Genomic DNA, 24,661 nt, shown 5'->3' on the forward strand with positions numbered 1-24,661 from the left:
TTGGGCTTATTCTTCAAATTTTCATCAAAAAAGCGGTCGGAAAATATTTTCCGACCGCTTTTTTGATGAAATTATACTAGATTTTATTCAGCTCAAGACGCAATCATTACGTCTCTACTACTAGAATACAAATTTTAACATAATCACTCATCCGCTCAATCACTAAATCACTCAATTAGGGATGACTCATGTTTATTAGCTAAAACTCAGAAATGGCTTTTCTAGGGAATTTTGAAACATTCTTCACTAAAGTTCTGACAATTTTGTTATCTTCGAAACTTAAACTTCAAGAATTGTCTCTTGAAATAAATAGATCATAATCTTTATTTTACCCTTTTAAATATCTTAGTAAGGTGTTGATAACCTGTTTGTTATTGTCTTTGCCAAAGATGGGGCGTTTATCTGTATGTCTTCAAAACCTCAACACAACTATCTGCCACAGTTAGATGGTATTCGTACTATCGCCATTGGTTTAGTGTTAATATTTCATTGGTTGCCAACTACCCATTGGATTAATACCCTTCCGAATGGAACGATTGGGGTAACGCTCTTTTTTGTTTTGAGTGGGTTTTTAATTACGGATATTCTTATCAAAAATAAAACGGAGTCTTTGGGCGGCGCTGTGCAGGTCTATAAAAATTTCATGATAAGAAGAGCACTTCGTATTTTTCCGATTTACTATCTGACTTTAGCCGTTGGTTTTGCATTACCCAAACTGCATATTCCTTTTACGACTGATTTGTATCAGCATCCTTGGTATTATATCCTTTATACATACAATCATTTGCTGGAAAAAACAGGGTTCTGGGCAGACGCATTTTCGCCTTATTGGTCGTTGGCTGTGGAAGAACAGTTTTATTTGGTTTGGGCATTTGTAGTGCTCTTAATACCTAAAAAACATACGATTACCCTGCTTTGGGCTACGGTAATTTTAGGCATAATTTTTAGGTTTTACTTTATCTATATCCAACAAGGACAAGGTTTGATTACTGTTACTTGCATCGATTGTTTTGCTTGGGGAGGTTTACTTTCTTGGTATCGAATCAATCACGTGCAGGATCAATTACACCGCCTATTGCGATATACGGTATTGCCTTCACTAGCCATACTTTTGTACGTGTCTTTTGTGAAAGATAACACTGCTACTTTAGTGAAAATCTTATTCTTGCGTACCGCAATTTCTTGTATTAGTGCATATATTTTATCGCTGATTTGCAGCCCAAAACCACATTGGCTCAATACAGTGTTGTCGAGTGCGCCAATGGTTTTTGTTGGTAAAATCAGTTATGGTGTGTATGTGTATCACATGACAGTGCCTTTACTGTTTTGGTTTGTATGGCAAAAATTTCATTTGCCAGCCATTGGTAATCACTTTACTAGCTTAATTGTTTTATTAGTAGCTAGTTATCTTTCTTGGATTCTTTTCGAAAAACCGACTAATAACCTGAAAAAGTATTTTCCATATCAGGAAAAAAAATAAGAAACACAATCATCAAAATCAAAGCTGGAAAACCTGTTTAAACCATGTTTTCCAGCTTTGATGATTTTAGAGCATTCCTTTGTATCAGTAATAGGAAAGATAAAATTGTAATATATCTGATTGTGATAACGGATATACGATTAACTAATAACATCATCTCATAATCACTCTGCTCTGATAAATTGTCCAAGATTAACTTCGGATATTAATATTTATCATTTTTTTCAAAAAAACTTTTGATATAAGTAACATATATCACAGAATTCTGTGTTATAAGCTTATAATTTTGAAGCATAAATCGATTAAATAGACTTTTAAAAATATTCATAACTATCTTAAAGCCATGAAAATAGAACAAATTTATACAGGATGTTTAGCGCAAGGGGCATATTATATTGAGTCGGAAGGTGAAGCAGTCGTAATAGATCCACTTCGCGAAGTACAGCCTTATATCAACAAAGCTCAACGCAATAATGCAACAATCAAATATGTTTTCGAAACACACTTTCATGCGGATTTTGTTTCAGGACATATTGACCTTTCGCAAAAGACAGGTGCGCCTATTGTGTACGGTCCCAATGCAGTAACGGGCTTTGATGCACATGTGGCAAAAGATGGTGAAGAGTTCCAATTAGGAAAGCTTAAAATCAAAGTATTGCATACACCAGGGCATACGATGGAATCCACTTGTTATTTGTTGATTGATGAAAACGGACAAGAAAAAGCGCTTTTTAGTGGTGATACTTTGTTTATCGGAGATGTTGGTCGTCCTGATTTAGCACAAAAATCTGATTTGACTATCAATGATCTTGCTGGATTTTTGTTTGATTCATTGCGCAATAAAGTGATGACCTTACCCGATGACGTAATTGTATATCCTGCACACGGTGCTGGTTCGGCTTGTGGTAAAAACATGAGTAAAGAAACAACCGATACTTTGGGCAATCAAAAACAAACCAACTACGCCCTTCGTGCTGATATGTCGAAAGAGCAGTTTATCAAAGAAGTAACGGATGGTTTGAGTAAGCCACCGCAATACTTCCCACAAAACGTGATGATGAACAAGCAGGGGTACGAAAGTATCGATGTAGTCATGAATCGTGCGGCACAAGCTTTGTCTCCAGAGGCATTTGAAGCGGCAGCCAACGAAACAGGCGCAGTATTGTTGGATACTCGTAATGCTCAAGTTTTTAATAAAGGATTTGTACCAAACTCGACTAATATTGGCTTGAATGGACAGTTTGCACCATGGGTTGGCGCCTTGATTCCAGACTTGAAACAAGAAATTTTATTAATTACCGAAAAAGGACAAGAAGAAGAAACCATCACTCGTTTGGCTCGTGTAGGATATGACTTTGTGATTGGCTATTTGGATGGCGGTTTTGAGTCTTGGGAAGCTTCAGGCAAAGAAATTGACACGGTAGAGTCAATTGATGCAACCGAATTTGCAACAAGACTGGCTTCAGAGGAGGCTCCTTTAGTAATTGATGTGCGTCGTCCTGGCGAGTTCTCAGCAGAACACGTAGACGGAGCAATCAACTTGCCATTGGATTATATCGACGAAAATTTGTCGGAGTTTCCAAAGGATAAACCATTTTATATTCACTGTGCTGGAGGCTATCGCTCAATGATTGCTTCTTCAATTTTGAAAGCACGTGGTATCGATAACTTTATTGATATTAATGGCGGCTTTAGTGCTATCCAAAAAGCAGGAATTAAAACAACCGATTTTGTATGTCCATCGACATTAAAAAAATAGGGGAGAGGGATTAGGCACTAGGCAACAGTTAAAAACTAATGCCTAGAGCCTCCTTGCCTATACCCTTAGAAAAGACCTTTTTTTAGTATGATTTTAGGTAAAAATTGTAAAAGATACAGTTGCTTTAACTGTATCTTTTTTTTTATCATTTTCTACCCCAACTTTAGGGAAATTTGATTTCAGGAAAATAGTTTTTCAACAAAATTTTCTTGAAAAACGCTAGCCACTATCCCCACAATACAATCTCAATCTAAACTTCACCATGTTATGGATACAGCGTTTTTATCCCGCATTCAGTTCGCCTTTACGGTGGCGTTTCACTACATTTATCCCCCTCTCAGTATTGGTCTTGGTATCGTGATGGTTATCATGGAAGCCCAGTATCTGCGCACAGGCAAAGAAGCTTATGCTCAGATGACTCGTTTTTGGATAAAAATCTTTGCCTTGATTTTTGGTATTGGCGTAGCTACAGGTATCGTGATGGAATTTGAGTTTGGTACCAACTGGGCTGTTTACTCTCGTTATGTTGGCGATATTTTTGGAAGTGCCTTGGCGGCAGAAGGAATTTTTGCGTTTGCCCTCGAATCGGGCTTTTTAGGAATATTACTTTTTGGATGGAATAGAGTAAGCAGACGAGTACATTTTTTCTCAACGATTATGGTGGCTTTGGGCTCTATGTTTTCAGCTATTTGGATTGTTGTGGCTAACTCGTGGCAACAAACGCCAGCAGGTTTTCGCATCGAAGGTCAGGGGCTTCATGCCCGTGCGGTGATTACCGATTTTTGGGCAATGGTTTTCAATCCCTCTTCTGTCGAAAGGCTTTCTCATGTGCTGTTGGGGTCTTTTTTAGCAGGTTCGTTTTTGGTATTGAGTGTCAATGCCTATTATTTACTACGAAATCGTCATGTCGAAATTGCTCGAAAAGGATTTAAAATAGCCTTGGTTGTGGCTACGATTGCTTCGCTTTTACAGCTATTTTCAGGACATAAATCAGCGGATGGCGTGGCGCACAATCAACCTGCTAAACTAGCAGCTTTTGAAGGGCATTATGAAGCTTCTGCCGTGGCGGATATGTATTTGTTGGGCTGGGTAAATACCCAAAAGCAGGAAGTGTCAGGACTTAAGATTCCGAAAGGGCTAAGTTTTTTACTATATCAAGATTTTAACAAACCTGTTACAGGCTTAAATGCCTTCAAAAAGGAAGATCAACCGAAGGCTGTCAATTTTGTATTTCAGACCTATCATTTGATGGTTGCTATTGGAATGACATTGATTGCATTGACTTTGCTAGCGTCGTTCTTGTGGTGGAAAGGCAATTTATTTGAACAACGTTGGCTATTACAAATTTTTGCGTGGTCGGTATTGTTGCCACAATTGGCTAATCAATTGGGCTGGTATTCGGCAGAGGTTGGTCGCCAACCGTGGGTGGTATATGGTTTGCTGAGAACATCCGATGCTTTGTCGCAATCTCTGAAAGTATCACAGGTGATTTTTTCACTGGTACTGTTCACCTTGGTGTATATTCTCTTGTTTGGCTTGTTTGTGTATTTGCTTAATAAAAAAATCAAACATGGACCAACTGACGACTACTCAGGAGATTATTCAGATGATATTCCTGATTATTCAAAACGTGATAACCCAATTTTACAATAAGCTAAAGCCTTTGGCAAAACAGATATTATGGAAACAATCTTTGGACTCGACTTACCTACGTGGTGGTTTTTGGTTGTAGGTGGTGTATTTACTGGATATGCTATTTTGGATGGTTTTGATTTGGGAGCAGGAGCTTTGCATTTATTTTTCAAAAAAGAAGAAAGTCGCCGTATAGCACTCAATGCCATCGGGCCTGTATGGGACGGTAATGAAGTGTGGCTAGTAATAGGAGGAGGGGCGTTATTTGCAGGTTTTCCAGTAGTATATGCAACAGTGTTTTCGGCTTTTTATGAGTTGTTTATGCTGTTTTTGGTATTATTAATTTTTCGTGCAATCTCCATTGAATTTCGCTCCAAAGAACCAATGGCTTGGTGGCGTCAGCTATGGGATGTGAGCTACAGCGTTTCAAGTATTATGTTGGCGTTGTCTTTGGGGTTGGTACTTGGAAATATCATTCAGGGTTTGCCAATCGACGACCAATTTATTTATAGAGGAACAGTTGGAGATTTCTTTAATCCATTTTCTATTTTGATGGCGATTACTACATTATCGTTGTTTATGATGCACGGGGCTATTTATTTGGTGATGAAAACAGAGAATCGTCTTTATGCTAAATTGACAGTTTTAGTAAAAAATACCACCATCTTTTTTGTGTTGATGTTTGCTTTAAGTACGGTTTACACGCTGTTATATTTGCCACACATGGTCGAAAGGTTTAAGGAAGTACCGATGATGTTTTTCTTCCCTGTACTTACAATTTTGGCTGTAGCTAACATTACACGACAAATTACGAAGCGTAAATATCGTTTTGCTTTTTTTTCTTCGGCTTTTGTAACAGCAATGTTAATGGCATTGGTGGCTGTAGGCTTATTTCCCAACATTGTGTTATCCACAATCGACCCACAGTTTCACATAGATATCCACAATGGGTCATCAACTGATAAATCTCTGAAAATTATGCTAACGTTTGCTGTCATTGGCGTGCCTTTGGTGGGACTCTACACAGGCTTTGTATTTTGGACTTTTAGAGGAAAAGTAAAATTGGACGAAACAAGCTACTAGTGGAGATACGTTTAATTTTAGATTGATGCGTCATTTCTAATTGAGTGAATTGAGATTGAGTGATTTTCATGTTATCAAGCAGGTTAATATCATTTTTTCGAATTGGAATTATTCTCCAAATTTTCATCAAAAAAGCGGTCGGAAAATTATTTCCGACCGCTTTTTTGATATTACTATGCTAGATAGGACTCGGCTTAAGACGCAATCATTGCGTCTCTACTGATGGAATACAAATTTTCACATAATCACTCACTCGCTCAATCTCAATTCACTTAATTAAATTAGAGAGATGAGGATAATTTTTTTAAAATAAATTGTCCTATGTAACATATATCACTGTACAGCAGTGACTTTATAGCGAACTTTGGTCTATAGTTAAAGATACCAAGAGGTATCCTTTAACCATTAATATTTTAAATGTCTAAGACCATGTTCGATTTTTTTAAAACTAAGAAAAACTACGAAAATATATCTTCGTCAGCATTTAAGGCTATGATATCAGAAAATCCTAATGCTGTAATTATTGACGTACGTACTGCTTTAGAATTTAAACAAGGTTCGATTCCGAAAGCAATCAATATAGATTTGATGGATGTGAATTTTTCACAAAAAATAGCACAATTAGTTAAAGACAAAACGTACTTGGTGTACTGTCGTAGCGGTAATCGTAGTGGGTCTGCGTGTAAGTATATGGGAGATAACGGCTTTGAGCACGTGTACAATCTGTCTGGAGGTTTTATGAATTACTAATAAGGCTATGTTTTTCAATACCTTAACCACTTATAGATTTTTAAAAAGTAGATTATAGAAAGGGCAACTTAAAACTCGATGGAATATTTCTGTCGAGTTTTTTTATGTCAGTAACTCGCCAATTGACCATCCTCAAAATAATGAGTTAAGAAGCCAGATTCAACAATATTTCGATGCTTGTCTCGTTGGAGATAACTTCAACAAGGACAAAATGTATTGTGTTGTTGGTTATTTATTCGTTTTCTGCATTTAATCGTTTCATAATAACCGATCGCAGTTTTTCTTCGTTATCATCGCCCCATTGCCCTAAAACCGAGAGCACAGGAATTAAAGACTTACCAAATTCAGTCAGGCTGTATTCTACCTTTGGTGGAACAACAGGGTAAATTTTCTTGGTCACTAGATCGTGAGCTTCCAATTCATTCAACTGGATATTCAACACCCTACGAGTTGCATCGGGTATTTTACGTTGTAGTTCGCTGGGGCGTTTGTGACCTTCATTGATAAACCACAACAAACGGATTTTCCATTTGCCGTAAAGTACTTCTCCAATCAAATCGAGACCACAATTCAGGTTTGGTAAAATTTTTCTCTCATACATAAAACAAAAGTAATCCATAGTTCTAAAAGGTGCAATATGGGAATAATTTAGCCCTATCCGAATCGTATTTCCGTAATTGTTTCATGTATATGTATGTCAGAAATTTGTACAAAAAAAACAGAAATGGAACAACAATTTAATTTCAATAATGAGTTATCGGGCAAAATTGCCTTGGTAACAGGAGGTACAAAAGGGACAGGAAAAGCCATTGCAGAAAGGCTTTTACAAGCTGGTGCAACGGTTATTATTACCGCAAGAAATCCGCCCGAAAATGAAAACAGCAATTTGCATTTTATTACTGCCGATTTAGGCAAGGCAGAAGATGCACAAAAAGTAGTCAGCGAAGTACTATCGACTTATGGGACACTAGATATTCTTGTGAACAACCTTGGGTCTTCAGTAACTCCTGCTGGAGGTTTTGCGGTGTTAACTGATGACGATTGGGAGTCAACCTTACAAGCTAATTTACTTGCTCCTGTCCGACTAGACAGAGGGTTTTTACCACAAATGTTAGCTAAAAAAAGTGGTGTTATTATTCACATAGCTTCTATTCAAGGTCAACTACCGCTATATGATTCCACATTGCCCTATGCAGCCGCAAAAGCAGGATTGATTAATTATAGCAAAAGTTTATCAAATGAAGTTACCCCAAAAGGAGTTCGTGTCCTAACTGTTTCGCCAGGTTGGATAAATACAACAGCATCGAAAGCTTGGTTGGGCGAGATTGCAAGAAATGCCAATAGTACTTTAGAAGAAGCACAACAAAGTGTGATGGACGCTTTGGGCGGAATTCCTTTTGGTCGCCCAGCCCAACCTGAAGAGGTGGCTGAATTCGTGGGCTTTTTGGTTTCACCAAGAGCCAATTATTTAACAGGGACAAATTATGTAATTGATGGCGGCACAGTACCAACCATTTAATCATCTAAAAATCAAGAATATGAACTTACCAAATGTAATTGTAGATTTAACAAAGGCACAAAATAGTTTCGACAGTGCAGCTTATGCCAACTGTTTCACAGAAGATGCCACAGTCTTTGACGAAGGAAAAAATCATAATGGGAAAACAGAAATCCAGCAATGGATTAAAAAAGCTAATGAAGAGTACCAAGCCGTGATGAAACCTGTGGAATATTTAGCAAAAGAAGAAGTCTTAAAAGCAGAAGTTTCAGGTAATTTCCCAGGGAGTCCCATTGTGTTATCGTATCATTTTACATTCCAAAATGAATTGATTAAGTCTTTGAAAATTACGGGATAAGACCTTTGCCAATTTTGTAGTTTATTAAAACATAAAAGAACACATAACTAGCTTGTGTGTTCTTTTTATGTTATCAATGTAAGGTTTTTATACCAATTCTTCCTGCTTTCTAATCACTTTCTCACGGTGCATTTCGCCCCATGATACCAGTGCTGAGAGTACTTCTTGTAATGTTTCAGCGTAGGATAACAGTTCGTACTCCACTACTACAGGCACACCAATATCCACTTTTCTTTTTACAAAGCCATTTTCTTCAAGGTCTTTCAATACGCTCGAAAGCACCTTAGCCGAAATACCATCAATGGTTCTTTGAATATCATTAAAGCGTGTATGCCCATCTTTTAGGGCAATAATTACTCTTAAAGTCCATTTTCCACCAATTACATACATAGCATCTTCGAGGGCTTTGATAGAGTTTCTGCACTTTTCGGTACTAATTACATTTTCCATAATTATATCATTTACTAACCTAAAGGTTACTACTTACCTTATGTATAGTAGTAACTTTTGGAAATCAAATGTACATAGCTTTGTGGCATCATTAAAATAAATTTTAAAGAAATGTCAAAAAAGAACGTACTTCATATTAAGGCAAGCATCAACGGCGATGCTTCTAAAAGTAATCAGCTATCAAATTCAATCATAGAAAGGCTAAAAGATACTTATTCTGACTATACTGTTGAAACACTTGATTTATCGGAAAACCCGCTTCCTTTTCTTACTGCTGAAATGTACCAAGCATTTTCCACACCAAAGGATGTACGTAGTCAAAAGCAGTTGGAAGTTATTCAACCTTCTGAAAAAGCAATTAAGCAGATTAAAGAGGCAGACATTGTAGTTATAGCAGTTCCATTATATAATTTTAGTATTCCCGCTAGTCTAAAAGCATGGCTTGACCAAATTGCTCGTGCCAATGAAACATTTAGTTATGCCACAGGTACGCCTCAAGGCTTATTAACGGACAAAAAAGTCTATTTGGCCATAGCGTCGGGGGGTATTTATTCGGAAGGTATGATGAAAGCGTATGATTTCACGGAGAATTATTTGCGTACGGTTCTTGGATTTTTGGGCTTAACAGATGTTAGTACTTTCCGTTTAGAGGGTATTTTTGTGCCAAATGTAGGTGAAAATGCTGTTACAAAAGCCTTAGAAACTGTGGAAGAATATAGTTTTTAAACCTTTCAGTATCAAGTTTTTGATACCCCTATCGCTTACTTGGTAAGATTTTACCAAAAATACAGATACTTCTCCAGCTTCATTTTGTAAATAATTCTGATTTTTAACGTAATTATTTGATAAGCATGGTTTACAAGCCATGCTTTTTATTGTTATACTTTCATTTTTAACGATTAGGGTAAAAAGTACAATTCATGGCGAAATATGTCCATTGAGGAGCTTCGCTATTTAGTGGAACTTTGCATTATCAAAATAATCATCACGAAAATGAATATCGGAATAGCAGAAAATAATCGTAAAAAAGTAGCCGACGAGCTTTCAAAGTTATTAGCTAATGAATACCTACTTTTTACAAAAACTAAAAACGCTCATTGGAATGTAGAAGGGCTTGACTTTTACGAGAAACATCAATTATTCGACAATCAAGCCAATCAGTTAGCTTTCACAATTGACTCTGTTGCCGAACGAATCAGAACCTTGGGCTTCGTTGTACCAGCCAGCTTGAAAGCATTTTTAGCTTTGACAAGTTTGCAAGAAACAGCCTTAGTTACCAATAACAGCACGGAGTTTATTAAGGATTTATTATCTGCTCATGAAATCATCATCATTCAATTACGAAGTAATATCAACGTTTTTGCCGATAGCTATAACGATTTTGGTAGTAGTGATTTTATCACGGGGCTTCTGCAAGAGCACGAAAAAACGGCTTGGATTTTAAGAACACTTTTGAAGTAAAATACTCAGGGGAAAAGGGCAATTTAAAGCGAAATGTGTCCATTAATACCCCCGAAACATAGCTCCAATTTTGCCAAGACATTACGTTTCTGTTTTTGGGATATAACTGAGAAGAGATTAAAAAATCCTGTATTATTCGCTTCGAAAACAGTGGTCATGCCTTGTTTGTAGAAGAATTAGAAAAATTTAATACCGAACTTGACAAATTTGCTAAACAATGAAAAGTTCGACTCCGCACAAAAGCGATGAAAGCGAAAGTTTAATTTTTGGTAAAAAGTTCGAAGTACTCTTTGGCGCCAATCTATGATATTGTAAGAGTAAAAAATAAGCGTAGATTATATAAAGGGCAACTCAAAACTCGGTGGAATATTTCTGTCGAGTTTTTTTGTTTTCCACCCTCGTTGTAGATAACATCAACAATGGCGAAGTTTAATAAATATCCCATACTTTTAAATGCATTTAATCTGTTAAAAATAAATAAGTTAAAATGGTTTCGATATTAAAGCATGATAAGTAAATCTCTAAATGAAAAAGAATCAGTAACAAAAAGGATTTCATTCATGATATATCTATGGTAAATTTTGATAGGATGCTATTGATTGCCTTCGAAAACAGATATACTTAACCTCTTATTATCTTGTATAGATGATTATGATTAATAATGAACAATTCTAATGAAAGGGTTCGAGGTTTTACGGATATATTTCAGTTGATATGTTTTTATTTTGTGTTGAGTGAAGAAAATTTTATTGATAATTGGTAAAATTTGGTATGCAATTTGTTATGCAATTTGTTATGCAATTTGTTATTATATATTGGTCACACAAATGAATAAATTCAAGTGAGACTATATATAATTGGTTTAGCGAGTACTTTTTTGTTCAATACCAATATCCTGTAAGTAGAATATTAGAACTTACAACCATAAAATTTATTTTCACTACGCATCAAACAACACATACTTATTACACTCAAAATGAAAAAACTCATTATCACAGCAGGCTTAGCATTAGGCCTATTCGCAACAAACCAATCTTCAGCTCAGTCTACAGCTACCAGTACATTTAACGTTGTCTTAGAAGATGTAATGTCATTAAGCCTTAATGGTAATACTACTACAACTGTAACTTTTAATAATATTAATTCCTATGTAGATGGGATCAATGGTACACTTACTGATTATCTTACAGTAATAAGTACAAAAGCGTATAAAGTAACCGTTAAAGTAGGAACTGTTTCGACTAATCCGTCGGCATTAGAAGATCACTTAATAGTTTTAGCTGCCATTCCAAGTGATAATTCCAGAGGTAGAACCGATAACGTGACAGATAGGTCAGGTACTTCTATTGATGGTACAGAGCGAAATTTTATCTTAGCTAGTGGAAGTACCTTCAATAGTATGGAACATAGTGCAGAAGCGTTATTTAGTATTAATTATAATGTTTATGGAGGTGAAAAAGTATTTGATAAAGCCGCAGGTACTAATATTATACCTGTTGTATTTACGATTGCAGCACCTTAATTCATTATCGCTATATATTTTAAATACTCTTTATAATTAATCAATCAGCAGTACTTAGTAGAAAGTTATTTCTATTGAGTACTGTTGATATTTTAGGGGAAATCTTATAGGAAGTATTGTTGAGATTACCTTGTTATAACAGTTTTTATGAAAATCAGAAAATATTTTTTTACGATTTTTGCACTTCTACTGCTTTCAAATATCCAGCTTTTTGCCCAAGATGGTATTATGGTTGGCCCTAGTAGGATTTATTTTAAGGTTGATGCTGGTGGCATGGGTACGCAAAAAGTAACGGTAACTAATCCGAGTGATAAAGCTATGGATGTTGGTATTGCTATTAACGACTGGGCTTATAACGCTCAGGGCGATAATCTTAGTTTTAATCCGGGTACACAACCAACTACTTGCGCTGATTGGATTCAGATTTCGCCAGGTGCTTTTTTTACTTTACCAGCAAAAGAAAAAAAGGTAGTCAGTCTTATGCTCAATGTACCACAAAATGCCAATAAGGATATTCCTGTACATACAGCGATGCTCTATTTTACGCAATTGAACCCTGTAGATAGCAAAACTCCTAGTGGTGCAATGATGAAAGTAAGTATGCGGATTGGCATAAAATTGTATCATTCATTTAGTCAACAAGAAGAACGAGATATTGATATTACCGATTTTAAAGATGTGGCAGACAGCACCAAAACCAGCGCTGGTCGTTTGGAATTAGCTTTTCAAAATAGAAGTAAAGTTTGGGTAGAAGGTAAAGTAAATTGGGAGTTACTGAATACACAAACAGGCGAAAAACAAAAGCTTGAAGATTTGAACTTTTATTCGTTGCCAGGCGATAACCGTATCCTAACAAAAACCTTACCCGTAAAACTAGCCAAAGGGAAATATACCGCAACGGCCATCGTCACCTACGGAAATAAAGATGAGTTGAAAATAGCCGAACTTGAATTTGAAAGGTAACGAGCTATAAACCACTAACCAATGTATAAATTATTGTATTACACCTTGCTCGTGACATTGCTTTGTGCGAAGGGATTGTACTGTTATAGTCAAACTGGAAATAACTGTGATGGTATTACCATTTCTGGGAATACTGGTGCTACTTATAGTTTCAGTGATTACGAAAGTCAAATGGCGGGTACAACGATTGCAGAGGCGTTAGCGGTACAGTATAATCCTAATGCAAACACTTGTAATGGTTGGAGTCTGCGAGTACGAGCTATAGATAATTTTACTAATGGAGCTAATTTTGTGGCACCGCAATATATTTCGTTGCGCTTCAATCGGGTGAGTCAGGGTTCTCCAACAGCCTCAGAAATAGGCGTAAGCAATAACGACTATCCGCTTAATGTAAGCGATGTAACACTCATCGGTAATTCAAATGCAGCTTTCAGCGACTATACAGAACATACATTTGATATGGTTATTCAAGGTGGAAACCATTTACTCGTTCCTAATGGCACTTATACCAGTAGCCTTATTTTTACACTATATAACCAAAATAATCAAGCCGTGTCAACAGTCACAATACCAGTTGCATTTCAGGTTCAAACCACGGCCAATAATAGTTTTACAATGTTATTGCAAAATGGCGCAGAAATGGTAAATATGGTATTCAATACTGTAAATGATTATCGTTCAGAGAAATCGGTCAATATTGCCAATGGTTTGAAAGTACTGGCCTCTGCACCTTATCAGGTTATTGTAAAAACCAGTAATGATGCTCTTACTTCTAATACATCTTCGGCTACAATTCCTGTTAATGCTATAAGTATAGAAGCAACTCAAAGTACTGCTACAAGTGCGGGTATTTCGGTTTATAATAGACATTTATCTGTCAACGAGCAAGTACTTATCAATACTACAAACCCTCTAGATTCCACTCAGCAAATGGTTGAATATAATTTGCGATATGCTATATCAGCCAGTACGACCGACCTTATGCAACCCAGCGGAAGGTATAGTGTGAACATTATTTTTATAGTTCTGCCTCAATAATAAAAATGAGTAAATATATTAAGATACTAGCATTACTCATTTTGGTATGTTCTGTCGCTCATGCTCAGCAAAGAAAATTATTTGGACTAACCACAGCCAATACAAAAATACTTGCCAACAATGAAGAACGGATTGTAATACTATTGAAACTGAGTAACTATTCAGAAGGTACTTTGAACGGACGCATTGTTATTACTGTCGATGCTGGATTGACTCTTATTTCTAAAAATGATATACGTATCAATGTTGCAAAACATGATAGTAGCTTTATTTCTGTCTCTTTTTTTGTAACCAAGAAAGCAAAAGCTAGTGTAGCAAATGCCATCAAATTTGTATTGTACGATGAACACAAAAATATACTTTCTGAAGTAGCTTCCGAAGTCAGTATTTCGCCCAAACGCAAGGTAGATCTATATACCGCAGTCTCCAGTATTTTGCTAGATAATCCTCGTGATACCATTATTATTATTATTCCCGTTCAGGTTTTCAATTCGGGCAATACCGTAGAAACCATTACTCTGGTATGCGCTTATCCACTAAGTGTTGATGAGCAGGGTTTTCATCAAAATACAAAGCTGACCTTGCAACCATCAGCCGATACTACTATTATTTTTTCAAGGCTCATCACCAAACGTATGCTCAATATCGAAGGCTTTGATATTAATATTACTGGTGTCTATTCAAATGGCGATGTATTGGGCGGGGCTCAGATACAAGTACAAAGTGCCAGAAGTAACAGAAATTATCGAGATGAATTAAGTAATAATGCTTTTGTGGACAATACTTTACAGATAGGCTCACAAAATTTGTTCAATAACAATCAATCATATTTAGTAAGAGGTCGTGGTGGTTTTGAATTAGGAAAAGACCGTTTGAATTATAGTTTAAATCTTACAAGTTGGCAAAATCGTGCTTCTCCAATCTTGATTCAAAATACTTGGTTAGAGTATGGCAATAAGCAAAGAGGAATAAAAGTTGGTAATATTTTTCGTTCACTTGACCTTAATTTAGCGGGTCGGGGCGTAATGGGTTACTTGAGTACTTCAAAAACAGATACTTGGGAAGTTGGATTTATCGATAAAGAAAATAACTTATTGGGTCGTCAAAACAATCAAATCAAAATCGAAAGTAGTCGAGCTGCTTGGATTGCCTTCAAACATCAAGGTAAACAATGGCGAACCAACCATTTTTTTGTATTGGACAGCGACCGAATTCAGGGCGTTCAGAATCAACTTTTGGGAAATGAAATACAGTACACAAATAGTAGAAAAGTGATTTATACGTTTGGACTTAATGGCGGAAGAGTATCGTCCTTGCTCAACAATGAAATGGAGAGGTACGGGATGTCGGTGAATGCAACAGTAAATGGAACTTTTGGGAAAGTAAACCTTAATAGCTCCAATTACATGAGTACGGGCTATTATTCTGGTCAGCAAAGAGGGGCTTTGAATCTGACTGAAAGAGTGAGCTTCTCATTACCTAAAGCAAACATTTGGTGGCTTTTTAATTATAGGAACTTTGCGCCAAAACAAATTTCGCCAGACCAGTTCGTATTTGCCACAAGAAATTTAAGAGCAGAGTGGGGGGTATCTTTGAAAAGTAAAAAAGTAGCGATTTCAGTCGCTCCAGTGTTTACCCACGAAAAGGGTAATCCATTGTACTCCATGACTGGTGAAGCGAGGCAACAATCGCTCAACGCATGGAATGCACTGTTTAATTTTTCGCTTCCTTCTGCAAAAGATCAAAGTTTTTTCATGAATTCTGAGATGGGTGCGTATTCACTCAGTAGCGACTCTACCACTAATTTACATCTACGCACTAACCTCTACTATAAAAAAGGTATTTTAAATTTGAATGGTTCTGTTCAGTTAGGGGCTTTTTACTTGAGTGAAATTCCAAACATCACGATGGGGTCTACGAAGCAGAGCAATATTTTTAATTTTGCTTCTTTTATTCAGAAAAACTGGTTTTCTAAAAAACTGAAAACCAATACAGGAGTTTCGTTTACCTATCATTCTAATTTTGGGGTTAGTCAATTTTTGACTGAAAGAATAGAATACGTGGCTGGAGATAAGACCAGTATTTATACAAACATCAATTGGAATCAATATAACAATCGTCAAAGGAGTATCATAGAGCTAGGACTTATTCATCATTTCCATACAATTAAAGCAAATGTTAAAAGTAACCTGCTAGAAGTCTTTATTTATAAAGACTTAAACCAAGACGGAGTTTATAGCAAAACAGATTCTATCGCAACGGGTTTTATGGTGAATTTTGATAAGAAATTATTCATAACTGACAAATCAGGGAATATCATTTACAAAAATCTACCTGATGGTACTATTACCATTTCCGCACCATTTCAGGATGGATGGCATGCTCCTGAACAAAAAATTACTCTTCAGAAAAAAACAAAAATGGCTATTCCTTTGCAGAGAACGGGCACGCTGAAAGGACAGCTCAATTATAGCCGTAGTCAGTTTAGTTATGAAACAGAGATTGATTTATTTGGTATAGTAATGTTGGCAGTAGATAAAACTGGGAAAGTATTTCGTACCCGAACATCCTCTGACGGTCGCTATACGTTTTATATGCCTGTTGGAGAATATAAAATTAGTGTTGATACGTCAATGTTACCTTCTGAACTGGAGGTGCCAGAGAATGCTAAAGGAATAAAAGTTTTGGAAGGAAAAGTTGCTACAATCGATTTTACAATAAAGGTGAAGCAAAGGAAGGTAGAAGTGAAGAAGTTTACTTCGCCTGCTAAAAAATAGTAGATGTGTAAATACTTAACTTAAGTAAGAAGTTTAGAGTATTTTATGCCTACAAAAAGGCTATTATTATCGGGAGCTCTCACTTCTAATAATGATAGCCTTTCTATCATGCATAGTTATCCATTATGGTAAAACATTCATCGTGTACCAAGCTTCGGTACTCCACAGATTATTGCCATTTTGACTAACAATCGTTTTTCGGTTCAAATGGATATAAACAACGTGTTTACTTTTCATACCAGCTAGTTGTAGCGTTACTTTCTTGCGGTCGCTAGATATATTTACTGATTTCACAGGTAAGCTTTCATTATCCAATTTTGGTCCACCATAATCGCCAGTTGGCTTAAACCACCATTGACGAATGTCGTAGTCTGACGCTTTTTCGCCAACACCTTCTTTCAATGGTTCTGTAAATTCAATTTCTACACCATCTGATTTGGCACGTACTGCCAGCATTTCGAAGGCTATATTATTATTGAAAGTGAGTTTTTGTAAACCATAACTAAGTTTTCCAGCGTGTCCCCAGTTGCCAGTTGAACCCACACCGCCAATATACAATGCGCCGTCTGGACTCCACACAAGGCGATTTACACCAGCTTCTAAACCTTGCGTAAATCTAAATACTGCACCTTGATATGTACCGTTTATTTTTTCGGCAAATACCCTTTTGATTCCTCCGTGGGTTACATCGCCGTGAATCATTTGATTCTGATAAGGGCCAATATTAAGTTTGGCTGGTTGGCTTGGCGAATTACCAATTTCGTCTTGTGTAAGCCACACCACCGGCAGTGTTTCTTGTCGATTGGCAGTACCTTCAAAATCTACCGAACGAGAACCATACCATGCACCTTCTTGTAAATGAACGATTTTGTTGGCAGGTAACCAGTCTCCTTGATTATCGGCGATAAAAATTTCATTATCTACTCCTAAACCTATGCCGTTGGGCGTTCTTAAACCCGAAGCTACAAACGAGAATGAACCATCTTTCTTTGAAATTTTGATGGCCTTTCCACGGTCAGGAATTTGTGGTTTGGTACTTGCACCACCCGGATTGATGGCTGTAGCAAGTGTTCCATAAAAATAACCATCTTTATAAACTAGCCCAAAAGCAAATTCATGGAAGTTGGCAGAGACTTTCCAGCCATTGCAAATGGTTTGGTACTCATCAATAATCTCGTCTTTATTTAAGTCAACTAGCTTGGTGAGTTCTTGCTTTTGCATGATGTAAATTTCATCATCTACTACTTTCAAACCCAATGGTTCGGCAAGTCCATAGGCAATGCGTTTCACTTGAATATCACTTGGAGAAGCCGCTTTGCGTCCGTCGATAATATACACAGAACCCAGAGAATCCCAAGTACTCACGACCATTCTACCATCAGATAGAAAATCCATTCCGCCGACTTTTGGCTGAAAATTGTCTGGTCTTGCTTGTGCCAAAGTAAAGCTTGGATGTACAGCAACCAGTGGCGATTGGTCGCCCGGAATATCATTTTTTTGAACTTTAATAGCCGTTTGTCCTGTATTTTTAATGGCAGATTCTTGATAGGTAAACACAGAAGGCGGAACTACGGCAAAAGCCTTGCTACCATAAGGTCGCCATTGCAACGAAAGCCCTTTGCCGTATAAACCTTGGTAGTATTCTAACCTGAATGGATGCTTACCAGGTTTTAAAATAGTTTCGCCGTCGGTAGGTTGCAAACCATGATTTACGCCATTATCGATAATTAGTTTGTTATCAATAAAGAGTTTACCGCCATCATCACAAACTAATCTAAAGTCAATATTAGTTGTTTTCTTGATGTTGATAAAACCGCTAGCATAAATGGCAAAGTTATCCTTCAAATCACCAAAATCTTGTTCATCTAAATGTAAAGCATTGATAGAACCAGATTTTATAGGCAACATTTCATCATTTACTTCAGGTACTTCACCAATGGCATTGGCAAACTGATACACGTTAATAGCGATACCTTGTTTTTCGGTTTTAGTAGATTGGTTTGGTTTTTCTGCTTTGAGAATAATCTTGTAGGCAGGTCTTGGCATCAGTTTACTCGCAGCTTGTTCTCTTTCTTTGGCTGCATCGAGACTCATGATGTAAGAAACCATTGCATCAGCATCTTCCTTTTTTAAAGTAGGGTGTGGCGACATCGGGATTTGTCCCCAATTACCAGCTCCGCCTTTGATTACCTTGGCAATAAGCGTATTGCGGTTTTGCTCATTGTTTTCGTAACGTTCAGCGATGGCTTTGTACGATGGCCCCACCGTTTTTACGTCCTGATTATGACAGGTATTACAATCACTTTTGGCAAAAAGATTCGCAATCATTTCTGACCTGCTCATCGTTTGCGAAGCTAGAGGGTGTTCAGGTTTGGGTGTTAGGTGAATAGAAAATGAGGTTTTCCCCGTATTGTTTAACGTCAGTTTTCCATCAATTGCTTTAGAAACCTGATTTTGGCTTTGCTCATCACGTTGATTACTTATTGTAAATTTCCCATCCGTTGAATAATCAGTGGTAGCCAGCATCGAAGCCAAGTGCATATTTACTGATAATTTAGCATCAGCTGGTATATTCTTTACCGTAAATACACGTTCGTATCCCGCTTTGCCATTTTCAGCCTCAAAGAATTCAGGTTTTTCTTCTACTAAAATTTTCTGACCTTGATAAGCTAATTCGTATTTCAGTATAACCTGATTGTTCAGAATAGTATGACCTTTATAGTTGACTTCGGGCGTAATTTGTTTACCGTTTACTTCAATGTGCCACGGGTTTTCGTCTGGTTCTTCCATGTAGGTAATACCCGTTGAAATGGGTTGTGGCCCATGCGAAGAAGTGTAGACAGGGCCATTGAATTCTATTTTCCCTGTCCAAGCTTTGTACAATGAGGCTGTTTTAGTATTGTAAGCAAGCCAAAGCTTATTGTGCAAGGCAATACTTAAAACTCTGGTTTTTGAATCAAGAACAGAGCGTAAAACCCAAGCTTCACGAGGACGTGGAGTAGGGGCGATAGTTTGTCTTTTGAATGGTTTAAAGCCAGTAGAAGTACTGCCTGAACCAAGACTGGCTGTGCTAAGTACCGCACATAAAAATGCGGTACTTAGCACAGCCACAGGCTTGTAAGATTTCATTAAAATTATATTTAGTAACCAGGATTTTGCTTTAGTTGTGGAGAAGCGTTCAATACATTTTGTCCGATTGGGAAGATGTCTGTGTGACTATCTTTATCAGGGTTTTTATCCCACCAAGCACCGGTACTGAACACACCCCAACGTACTAAGTCTGTTCTTCTTCTACCTTCTGCCAAGAATTCACGCATCCATTCGTCAAGCATTTCACGGTCTGTTAGTTCGCTACCACTAGCGCTATATAAACTTGGTGAACCTTCTGGGTAGTTGCGTTTACGTACGGCATTCAATAGTGCTGCTGCACCTGCTTTGTCACCAGCTCTGTATTTACATTCTGCTAAAGAGTAATAAATTTCAGCAAAACGAACTTCTGCATAAGCCGAAGAAATTTTGTTCTGGTCGCTGCTAGGATAGAATGGATACTTCACAGGGAAAATACCTGAGTTGTTATCAGCATTGTTCATATTAGAAACTTTATCTGCAATGGCTGTTCCTGGTTTTGCATCAAGGAATTTGCCAACTTGGTCTCTTAAATAAAGAGGATATGGACCTTTGAATCCTCTAACAGTATCCTGCTTACCAGATGAATTGACATAAGGTAAATAACCATACAAGAACATACCTTCACGCTTGCTGTTTCCAAGATTCTTATATTTTTTTAAACGTAAATCATCCTTATATTTCTGGAATTTCACAAATGGTTTTCCTAAAGTAAAATTGTATTCTACGCCATCTACATCAAGACCCGGTTGCATAGCATATTTAGGGTTGGCATTACCGAAATCAGTAAATCCAAAATAGCTAGGAGCTAAGTTTGGTAACATCCAGAAATACATACCGCCATCATATTGCCAGTGTGTTAAACTGAAACTTCCCGGAAAGCCGAAGATTGTTTCTTTAGAAGTAGGGTTAGTGTAGTCAAAAGGGGCATCCCAACGGCTTTCTAATTCATAGCCACCATACACACCATTGATAATATCCTGAGATACTTTAGCACAATCAGCAAAGCGATCTGTGCCCGTATATACCTTAGCATTTAGATACAATCTTACTAATAATGCTGCTGCACCGCCTTTTGTCCAACGTCCAGCTACGTTATTACCCAAAGTAGTATTGGTAGAAAGTTGTGGAATGGCATCTTTCAGTTCTTTTTCAATGAAATTGAAAGCTTCCTGTGGTGGTACTTGTAATCCGCCAGCACTTTGTCCTTTTACTTTAGTAACGATGATGATATTTCTATAAAAATCTAATAAACGAAGATTTAACCATGCACGAAGCACCTTTAGTTCGGCAATCATTCCATCTACTTCAGCACGTGTCATGTTGAATCTAGCGGGGTCTGAAATTCCCTCTAAGTCTTCAATGGAGTTTGTTGCTAGTGTTACACCGCCGTAGAGGGCATTCCAAGGGTCGCTAGTGAAACCGTCGTTTGGCGTCCAAGTATGGTAATGTACACGTTGGAACTGACCACCATCAAACCAGTCACCTTGGCGGTTGGGTGTCATCATTTCGTCTGAACTATTTTCTTGTAGCATAAATGTATTACCACCTTGAATACTCCAATAGCTATGCTCAAAAGGACGTAAAAAATCTCGGATTACGTCGTCACGTGTTTGGAGAAAGTTTTCTGAAGTAATCCTGTCGTATAGCTCTTCGTCCAGATTAGTACAGCCTATTGTCATTGACAGAAGGATACAGGTAGAAAACCGAAGTAAGTATTTTGAAATAATATTCTTTTTCATGTTAGGAGTTTTAATCAGGAAATTAAAAAGTAAGTTGTAAGCCCATCAACAATTGGGTTGTAGAAGGGTAGTAGTTTAATGAACTATTAACACCCGGATATAACCCGTTGACTTGTACTAAGTCTGGGTCGCCACCAGTGTATTTCGTGAACGTAGCCAAATTTCTAGTAGTAGCATAGATACGTGCCGATTTCATAAACTTAACTTTCAAAGGCTGAGTATAACTTAAGGTAATATTGTCCACTTTCAAGAACCCACCCGGTTCCAAGAAATAATCTGAGAGCGACGAGTAAGTTGAGGTATTGGTAAGTTTTGAGTATTTACCACCATCATAAGCTGAAGCAAGGACGTTTGCATTTTCTTGTGTAGCAGGCGTACCTAAGTAGAAAGCATAAGTATTAAATAACTGATAACCAAACGCCCCACGAAGGAATATACTCAAATCCCAATTTTTGTATTTGAAATTGTTTGAAATACCTGTAGTGAATTTAGGAAGACCATTTCCTATAAATTGTTTATCGTCGTTGTTAGCTTGATTTGCTGGGATGATATCGCCGTTTTTGTTGTACACTAATAATGCACCACTTTCATTTACTCCTGCTGATTTGAGTGCATAGAAACTACCGATGCGTCTATCTTCTTGCAAACGTTGAAGAGTACCAGGGCTGCCCGGTGCTGGCATTCCTACAACGTCGATATAAGTTTGTCCTTTGAACAAGTCGCTAGAGAAGGATACAAATTTGTTGTCATTGTATGCCCCTGTCAAGCTTAGGTTATAGCTAAAGTCTCCTTTGTTTACCACAGCCGCACTTAACTGTAATTCAACCCCTGTGTTTCTCATCGTACCTACGTTAGCAAAAGTACTTCCCTGAATATTCGGTGGGTTTGGTACGTTGTAAGAACCTAACAAATCTTTGTTAGTACGCACGTAGTAGTTTACGCTACCGCTGATTTTGTTATCCAATAATGCAAAGTCGAGACCAGCATTGAAGTTGATGGCTTTTTCCCAACGTAAGTTATAGTTGGTGTTTTGGCTTGGTCCCCATACTTGGTAGGAAGTACCATTGAATGGGTAATAACCATAGCTACCATACGTATCAAGGGATAAGTAATTGCCAAAATCTTGGTTACCTGTTTCACCATAATCGGCACGTAGCTTTAATTCATTCAACCAAGAAACACCCTTCATGAAGTTTTCTTGCGTTAGGTGCCATGCAGCAGAAGCAGCAGGGAAGTAACCCCATTTGTTATCGTAGCCAAATTTCGAAGAACCTTCTTTACGAAGACTTACTGATAAGTAATATTTTTGATCAAAATCATAGTTCAAACGGCCAAAGAAAGCAATCAATTTAGAGCTATTTCTGTATGAGCCTACGTTGTTGATTCCTTTTTCTAAGTTCCAAAGACCTGTTCCTAAAGCGTTGTAAGTAAGTACATTCGAAGGGAACTTCTCGTTGCTAGCGCCAAAACCTGATGCCGTAAAATATTGATATGAATATCCAGCGAGTAGTTTAATTGAATGTTTTTTGATGTCTAAAAAGTAATTGCCTAACCATTCAACACTTTTCTGGTCGTACTCATCCAACGATTGTGAAGCAGTATTACGACCACTACCATTGATTACTGGTGTAATAGTAGATGGCGTAAAGTTCATGTTACGATACGAAGAACTTACTTCCCCAAAAGTTACGCTAGTATTTAAGTTTTGAAGAATGTTCAACTTCGCAGAGCCATTGAAATCCAATAACTTAAACTCTTGGTCAGCCAAAATATTCTTAGCAATTTCTACAGGGTTGTTAGCAAAAAAACCAGAAGTAATATAGTTGTATTTGCCCGCAGCATCCTTAACTGATAAAGTAGGATTTAGAGTGAGAGCATAGTTAAATCCGCTGTAGTCTGCTCCACTTGTTTTTGCATAGCGTGGGGCTGCACTAAATGTCAAAGCCACCAAATTGTTTGCTGAAGTGTGATTGATATTAACACGACCACCGTACTCTCTTTTTGCTGAACGTAGGTCAATTCCTTCAGCATCCCTAAAGTCTAATGAAGTGAAGTAGTTCGTTTGGCCGTTTCCGCCAGAAAATTGTAAGGTATGTTTTTGAGAGAAAGAAGGTGCACGGCTTACTTCTTTCATCCAGTTGGTATTTCCACCAAAATCTACACCACGTTTATTCGTAAGGAATTGGTCTTTAGAAAGTACCTTCAATTCATTGGCTAGATAATCAAAGGTGACATAGCTATCATAAAACAAACGAGGTTCGGCAGAGCCTTTTTTCGTAGTGATTACAATAACCCCATTACTACCACGTGTTCCATAGATTGCAGATGCCGCACCGCCTTTTAGTACGTCGATAGATTCAATCTCGTTTTGATTGATGTTATCGATATTTCCACCTGGAATGCCGTTTACGACAAACAATGGTCCAAGACCTGCACTACGTGAAGATGCTCCACGAAGCTGGATACTAGGTGATGAGTTTGGGTCAGCGCTGGCTGTATTGGTTACCGAAAGCCCCGCTACTTTTCCTTGGATAGCCATCAATGGGTTATTGCCACCTACACGCAATAAATCCTTTGAGCCTAGGTGAGTAATAGCACTTGAAACCTCTCTTTTGTTCAATGAACCATAACCGATTACTACTACTTCTTCTAAGGTTTTTTGGTCTTCTTCTAGTGTGATTTCTACTAAGGATTTGTTTTTTACATCGACTTCTTTGGTGAGATACCCTACGTGAGAAATGGTTAATATTTTTGCATCAGAAGAAAGCGTTAGTGTAAATTTTCCATTACCATCACTTCTCGTTCCATTGCTAGTACCTTTCTCAAGTATCGAAACACCCGGTAAAGCACCTTGTTTGTCCATAATTTTACCAGAAATAGAGGTGTTTTTCTGAGCCAGAGCGGCTCCAGATATAGCTACAAGCATACTGAAAAGCACTGCAAAGGCTGTCTTTGGAGATAGTCCGCTTTGCAAAAGCTTTTTCGTACCTTGTGCCAATTTGTACAAGTTTTTTTTCATCAA

The 24,661-nt window shown here is 37.5% G+C and carries 18 protein-coding genes; 13 read left to right on the forward strand and 5 right to left on the reverse strand.

Annotated elements, in window-relative coordinates; all coding sequences use genetic code 11:
- Positions 1 to 406: 406 nt before the first annotated feature.
- The 5 genes from GVN22_RS04270 to GVN22_RS04290 all read left to right on the forward strand — a co-directional run bounded on the left by GVN22_RS04270 (position 407) and on the right by GVN22_RS04290 (position 6,704).
- The gene (locus GVN22_RS04270; protein WP_166549807.1) at positions 407 to 1,480 is read left to right on the forward strand and encodes an acyltransferase; all 1,074 of its coding nucleotides are present in this window, start codon (positions 407 to 409) and stop codon (positions 1,478 to 1,480) included.
- A gap of 343 nt (positions 1,481 to 1,823) precedes the next feature.
- Complete coding sequence (locus GVN22_RS04275; protein ID WP_166549808.1) at positions 1,824 to 3,239, forward strand: rhodanese-like domain-containing protein; 1,416 nt, start codon at positions 1,824 to 1,826, stop codon at positions 3,237 to 3,239.
- A 267-nt stretch (positions 3,240 to 3,506) separates the two neighbouring features.
- Positions 3,507 to 4,892 (forward strand): cytochrome ubiquinol oxidase subunit I, encoded by a 1,386-nt coding sequence (locus tag GVN22_RS04280; protein WP_166549809.1) that lies wholly within the window; start codon positions 3,507 to 3,509, stop codon positions 4,890 to 4,892.
- A gap of 27 nt (positions 4,893 to 4,919) precedes the next feature.
- Entirely contained in the window at positions 4,920 to 5,954 is a 1,035-nt protein-coding gene (gene cydB / locus GVN22_RS04285) for a cytochrome d ubiquinol oxidase subunit II (protein WP_166549810.1), read from the forward strand.
- A gap of 429 nt (positions 5,955 to 6,383) precedes the next feature.
- Positions 6,384 to 6,704 (forward strand): rhodanese-like domain-containing protein, encoded by a 321-nt coding sequence (locus GVN22_RS04290; protein WP_166549811.1) that lies wholly within the window; start codon positions 6,384 to 6,386, stop codon positions 6,702 to 6,704.
- 232 nt (positions 6,705 to 6,936) lie between these two features.
- Here the strand turns inward: GVN22_RS04290 and GVN22_RS04295 are convergent, their stop codons facing one another.
- On the reverse strand, positions 6,937 to 7,323 hold the full coding sequence (locus GVN22_RS04295; protein ID WP_240915556.1) for a helix-turn-helix domain-containing protein: 387 nt from the start codon (positions 7,321 to 7,323) through the stop codon (positions 6,937 to 6,939).
- 105 nt (positions 7,324 to 7,428) lie between these two features.
- Here GVN22_RS04295 and GVN22_RS04300 point away from each other — a divergent pair, with 105 nt between their 5' ends.
- Both GVN22_RS04300 and GVN22_RS04305 read left to right on the forward strand, forming a co-directional pair.
- Complete coding sequence (locus GVN22_RS04300) at positions 7,429 to 8,223, forward strand: SDR family oxidoreductase (protein WP_166549812.1); 795 nt, start codon at positions 7,429 to 7,431, stop codon at positions 8,221 to 8,223.
- A gap of 19 nt (positions 8,224 to 8,242) precedes the next feature.
- Complete coding sequence (locus GVN22_RS04305) at positions 8,243 to 8,560, forward strand: nuclear transport factor 2 family protein (RefSeq protein ID WP_166549813.1); 318 nt, start codon at positions 8,243 to 8,245, stop codon at positions 8,558 to 8,560.
- A gap of 87 nt (positions 8,561 to 8,647) precedes the next feature.
- Here GVN22_RS04305 and GVN22_RS04310 read toward each other — a convergent pair whose 3' ends face one another.
- Complete coding sequence (locus GVN22_RS04310; protein ID WP_166549814.1) at positions 8,648 to 9,010, reverse strand: helix-turn-helix domain-containing protein; 363 nt, start codon at positions 9,008 to 9,010, stop codon at positions 8,648 to 8,650.
- Positions 9,011 to 9,121: 111 nt separating this feature from the next.
- Between GVN22_RS04310 and GVN22_RS04315 the strand changes: the two genes are divergently transcribed.
- The 6 genes from GVN22_RS04315 to GVN22_RS04340 all read left to right on the forward strand — a co-directional run bounded on the left by GVN22_RS04315 (position 9,122) and on the right by GVN22_RS04340 (position 16,771).
- Positions 9,122 to 9,736 (forward strand): FMN-dependent NADH-azoreductase, encoded by a 615-nt coding sequence (locus GVN22_RS04315; RefSeq protein WP_166549815.1) that lies wholly within the window; start codon positions 9,122 to 9,124, stop codon positions 9,734 to 9,736.
- A gap of 267 nt (positions 9,737 to 10,003) precedes the next feature.
- Positions 10,004 to 10,471, forward strand: a complete 468-nt coding sequence (locus GVN22_RS04320) for a Dps family protein (protein WP_166549816.1) — start codon at positions 10,004 to 10,006, stop codon at positions 10,469 to 10,471.
- Positions 10,472 to 11,447: 976 nt separating this feature from the next.
- Positions 11,448 to 11,993 (forward strand): hypothetical protein, encoded by a 546-nt coding sequence (locus tag GVN22_RS04325; protein ID WP_166549817.1) that lies wholly within the window; start codon positions 11,448 to 11,450, stop codon positions 11,991 to 11,993.
- A 147-nt stretch (positions 11,994 to 12,140) separates the two neighbouring features.
- Positions 12,141 to 12,956: a molecular chaperone gene (locus GVN22_RS04330; protein WP_166549818.1), complete on the forward strand. Its 816-nt coding sequence runs from the start codon at positions 12,141 to 12,143 to the stop codon at positions 12,954 to 12,956.
- Positions 12,957 to 12,977: 21 nt separating this feature from the next.
- Positions 12,978 to 13,994, forward strand: coding sequence for a hypothetical protein (locus GVN22_RS04335; protein ID WP_166549819.1), 1,017 nt, complete (start codon positions 12,978 to 12,980; stop codon positions 13,992 to 13,994).
- A 5-nt stretch (positions 13,995 to 13,999) separates the two neighbouring features.
- Positions 14,000 to 16,771 (forward strand): carboxypeptidase-like regulatory domain-containing protein, encoded by a 2,772-nt coding sequence (locus GVN22_RS04340; RefSeq protein ID WP_166549820.1) that lies wholly within the window; start codon positions 14,000 to 14,002, stop codon positions 16,769 to 16,771.
- A 123-nt stretch (positions 16,772 to 16,894) separates the two neighbouring features.
- Here the strand turns inward: GVN22_RS04340 and GVN22_RS04345 are convergent, their stop codons facing one another.
- The 3 genes from GVN22_RS04345 to GVN22_RS04355 are packed head-to-tail and all read right to left on the reverse strand — an operon-like array spanning position 16,895 to position 24,658.
- A complete protein-coding gene (locus GVN22_RS04345; RefSeq protein ID WP_166549821.1) occupies positions 16,895 to 19,900 on the reverse strand; it encodes a PA14 domain-containing protein in 3,006 nt (1,001 codons plus the stop codon).
- An 11-nt stretch (positions 19,901 to 19,911) separates the two neighbouring features.
- Positions 19,912 to 21,639 (reverse strand): RagB/SusD family nutrient uptake outer membrane protein, encoded by a 1,728-nt coding sequence (locus tag GVN22_RS04350; protein WP_166549822.1) that lies wholly within the window; start codon positions 21,637 to 21,639, stop codon positions 19,912 to 19,914.
- A 22-nt stretch (positions 21,640 to 21,661) separates the two neighbouring features.
- Positions 21,662 to 24,658 (reverse strand): SusC/RagA family TonB-linked outer membrane protein, encoded by a 2,997-nt coding sequence (locus GVN22_RS04355; RefSeq protein WP_205690783.1) that lies wholly within the window; start codon positions 24,656 to 24,658, stop codon positions 21,662 to 21,664.
- Positions 24,659 to 24,661: the final 3 nt, after the last annotated feature.

It is taken from the genome of Cellulophaga sp. BC115SP (assembly GCF_009905545.1).
GTDB classification, from domain to species: domain Bacteria; phylum Bacteroidota; class Bacteroidia; order Cytophagales; family Spirosomataceae; genus Flectobacillus; species Flectobacillus rivi.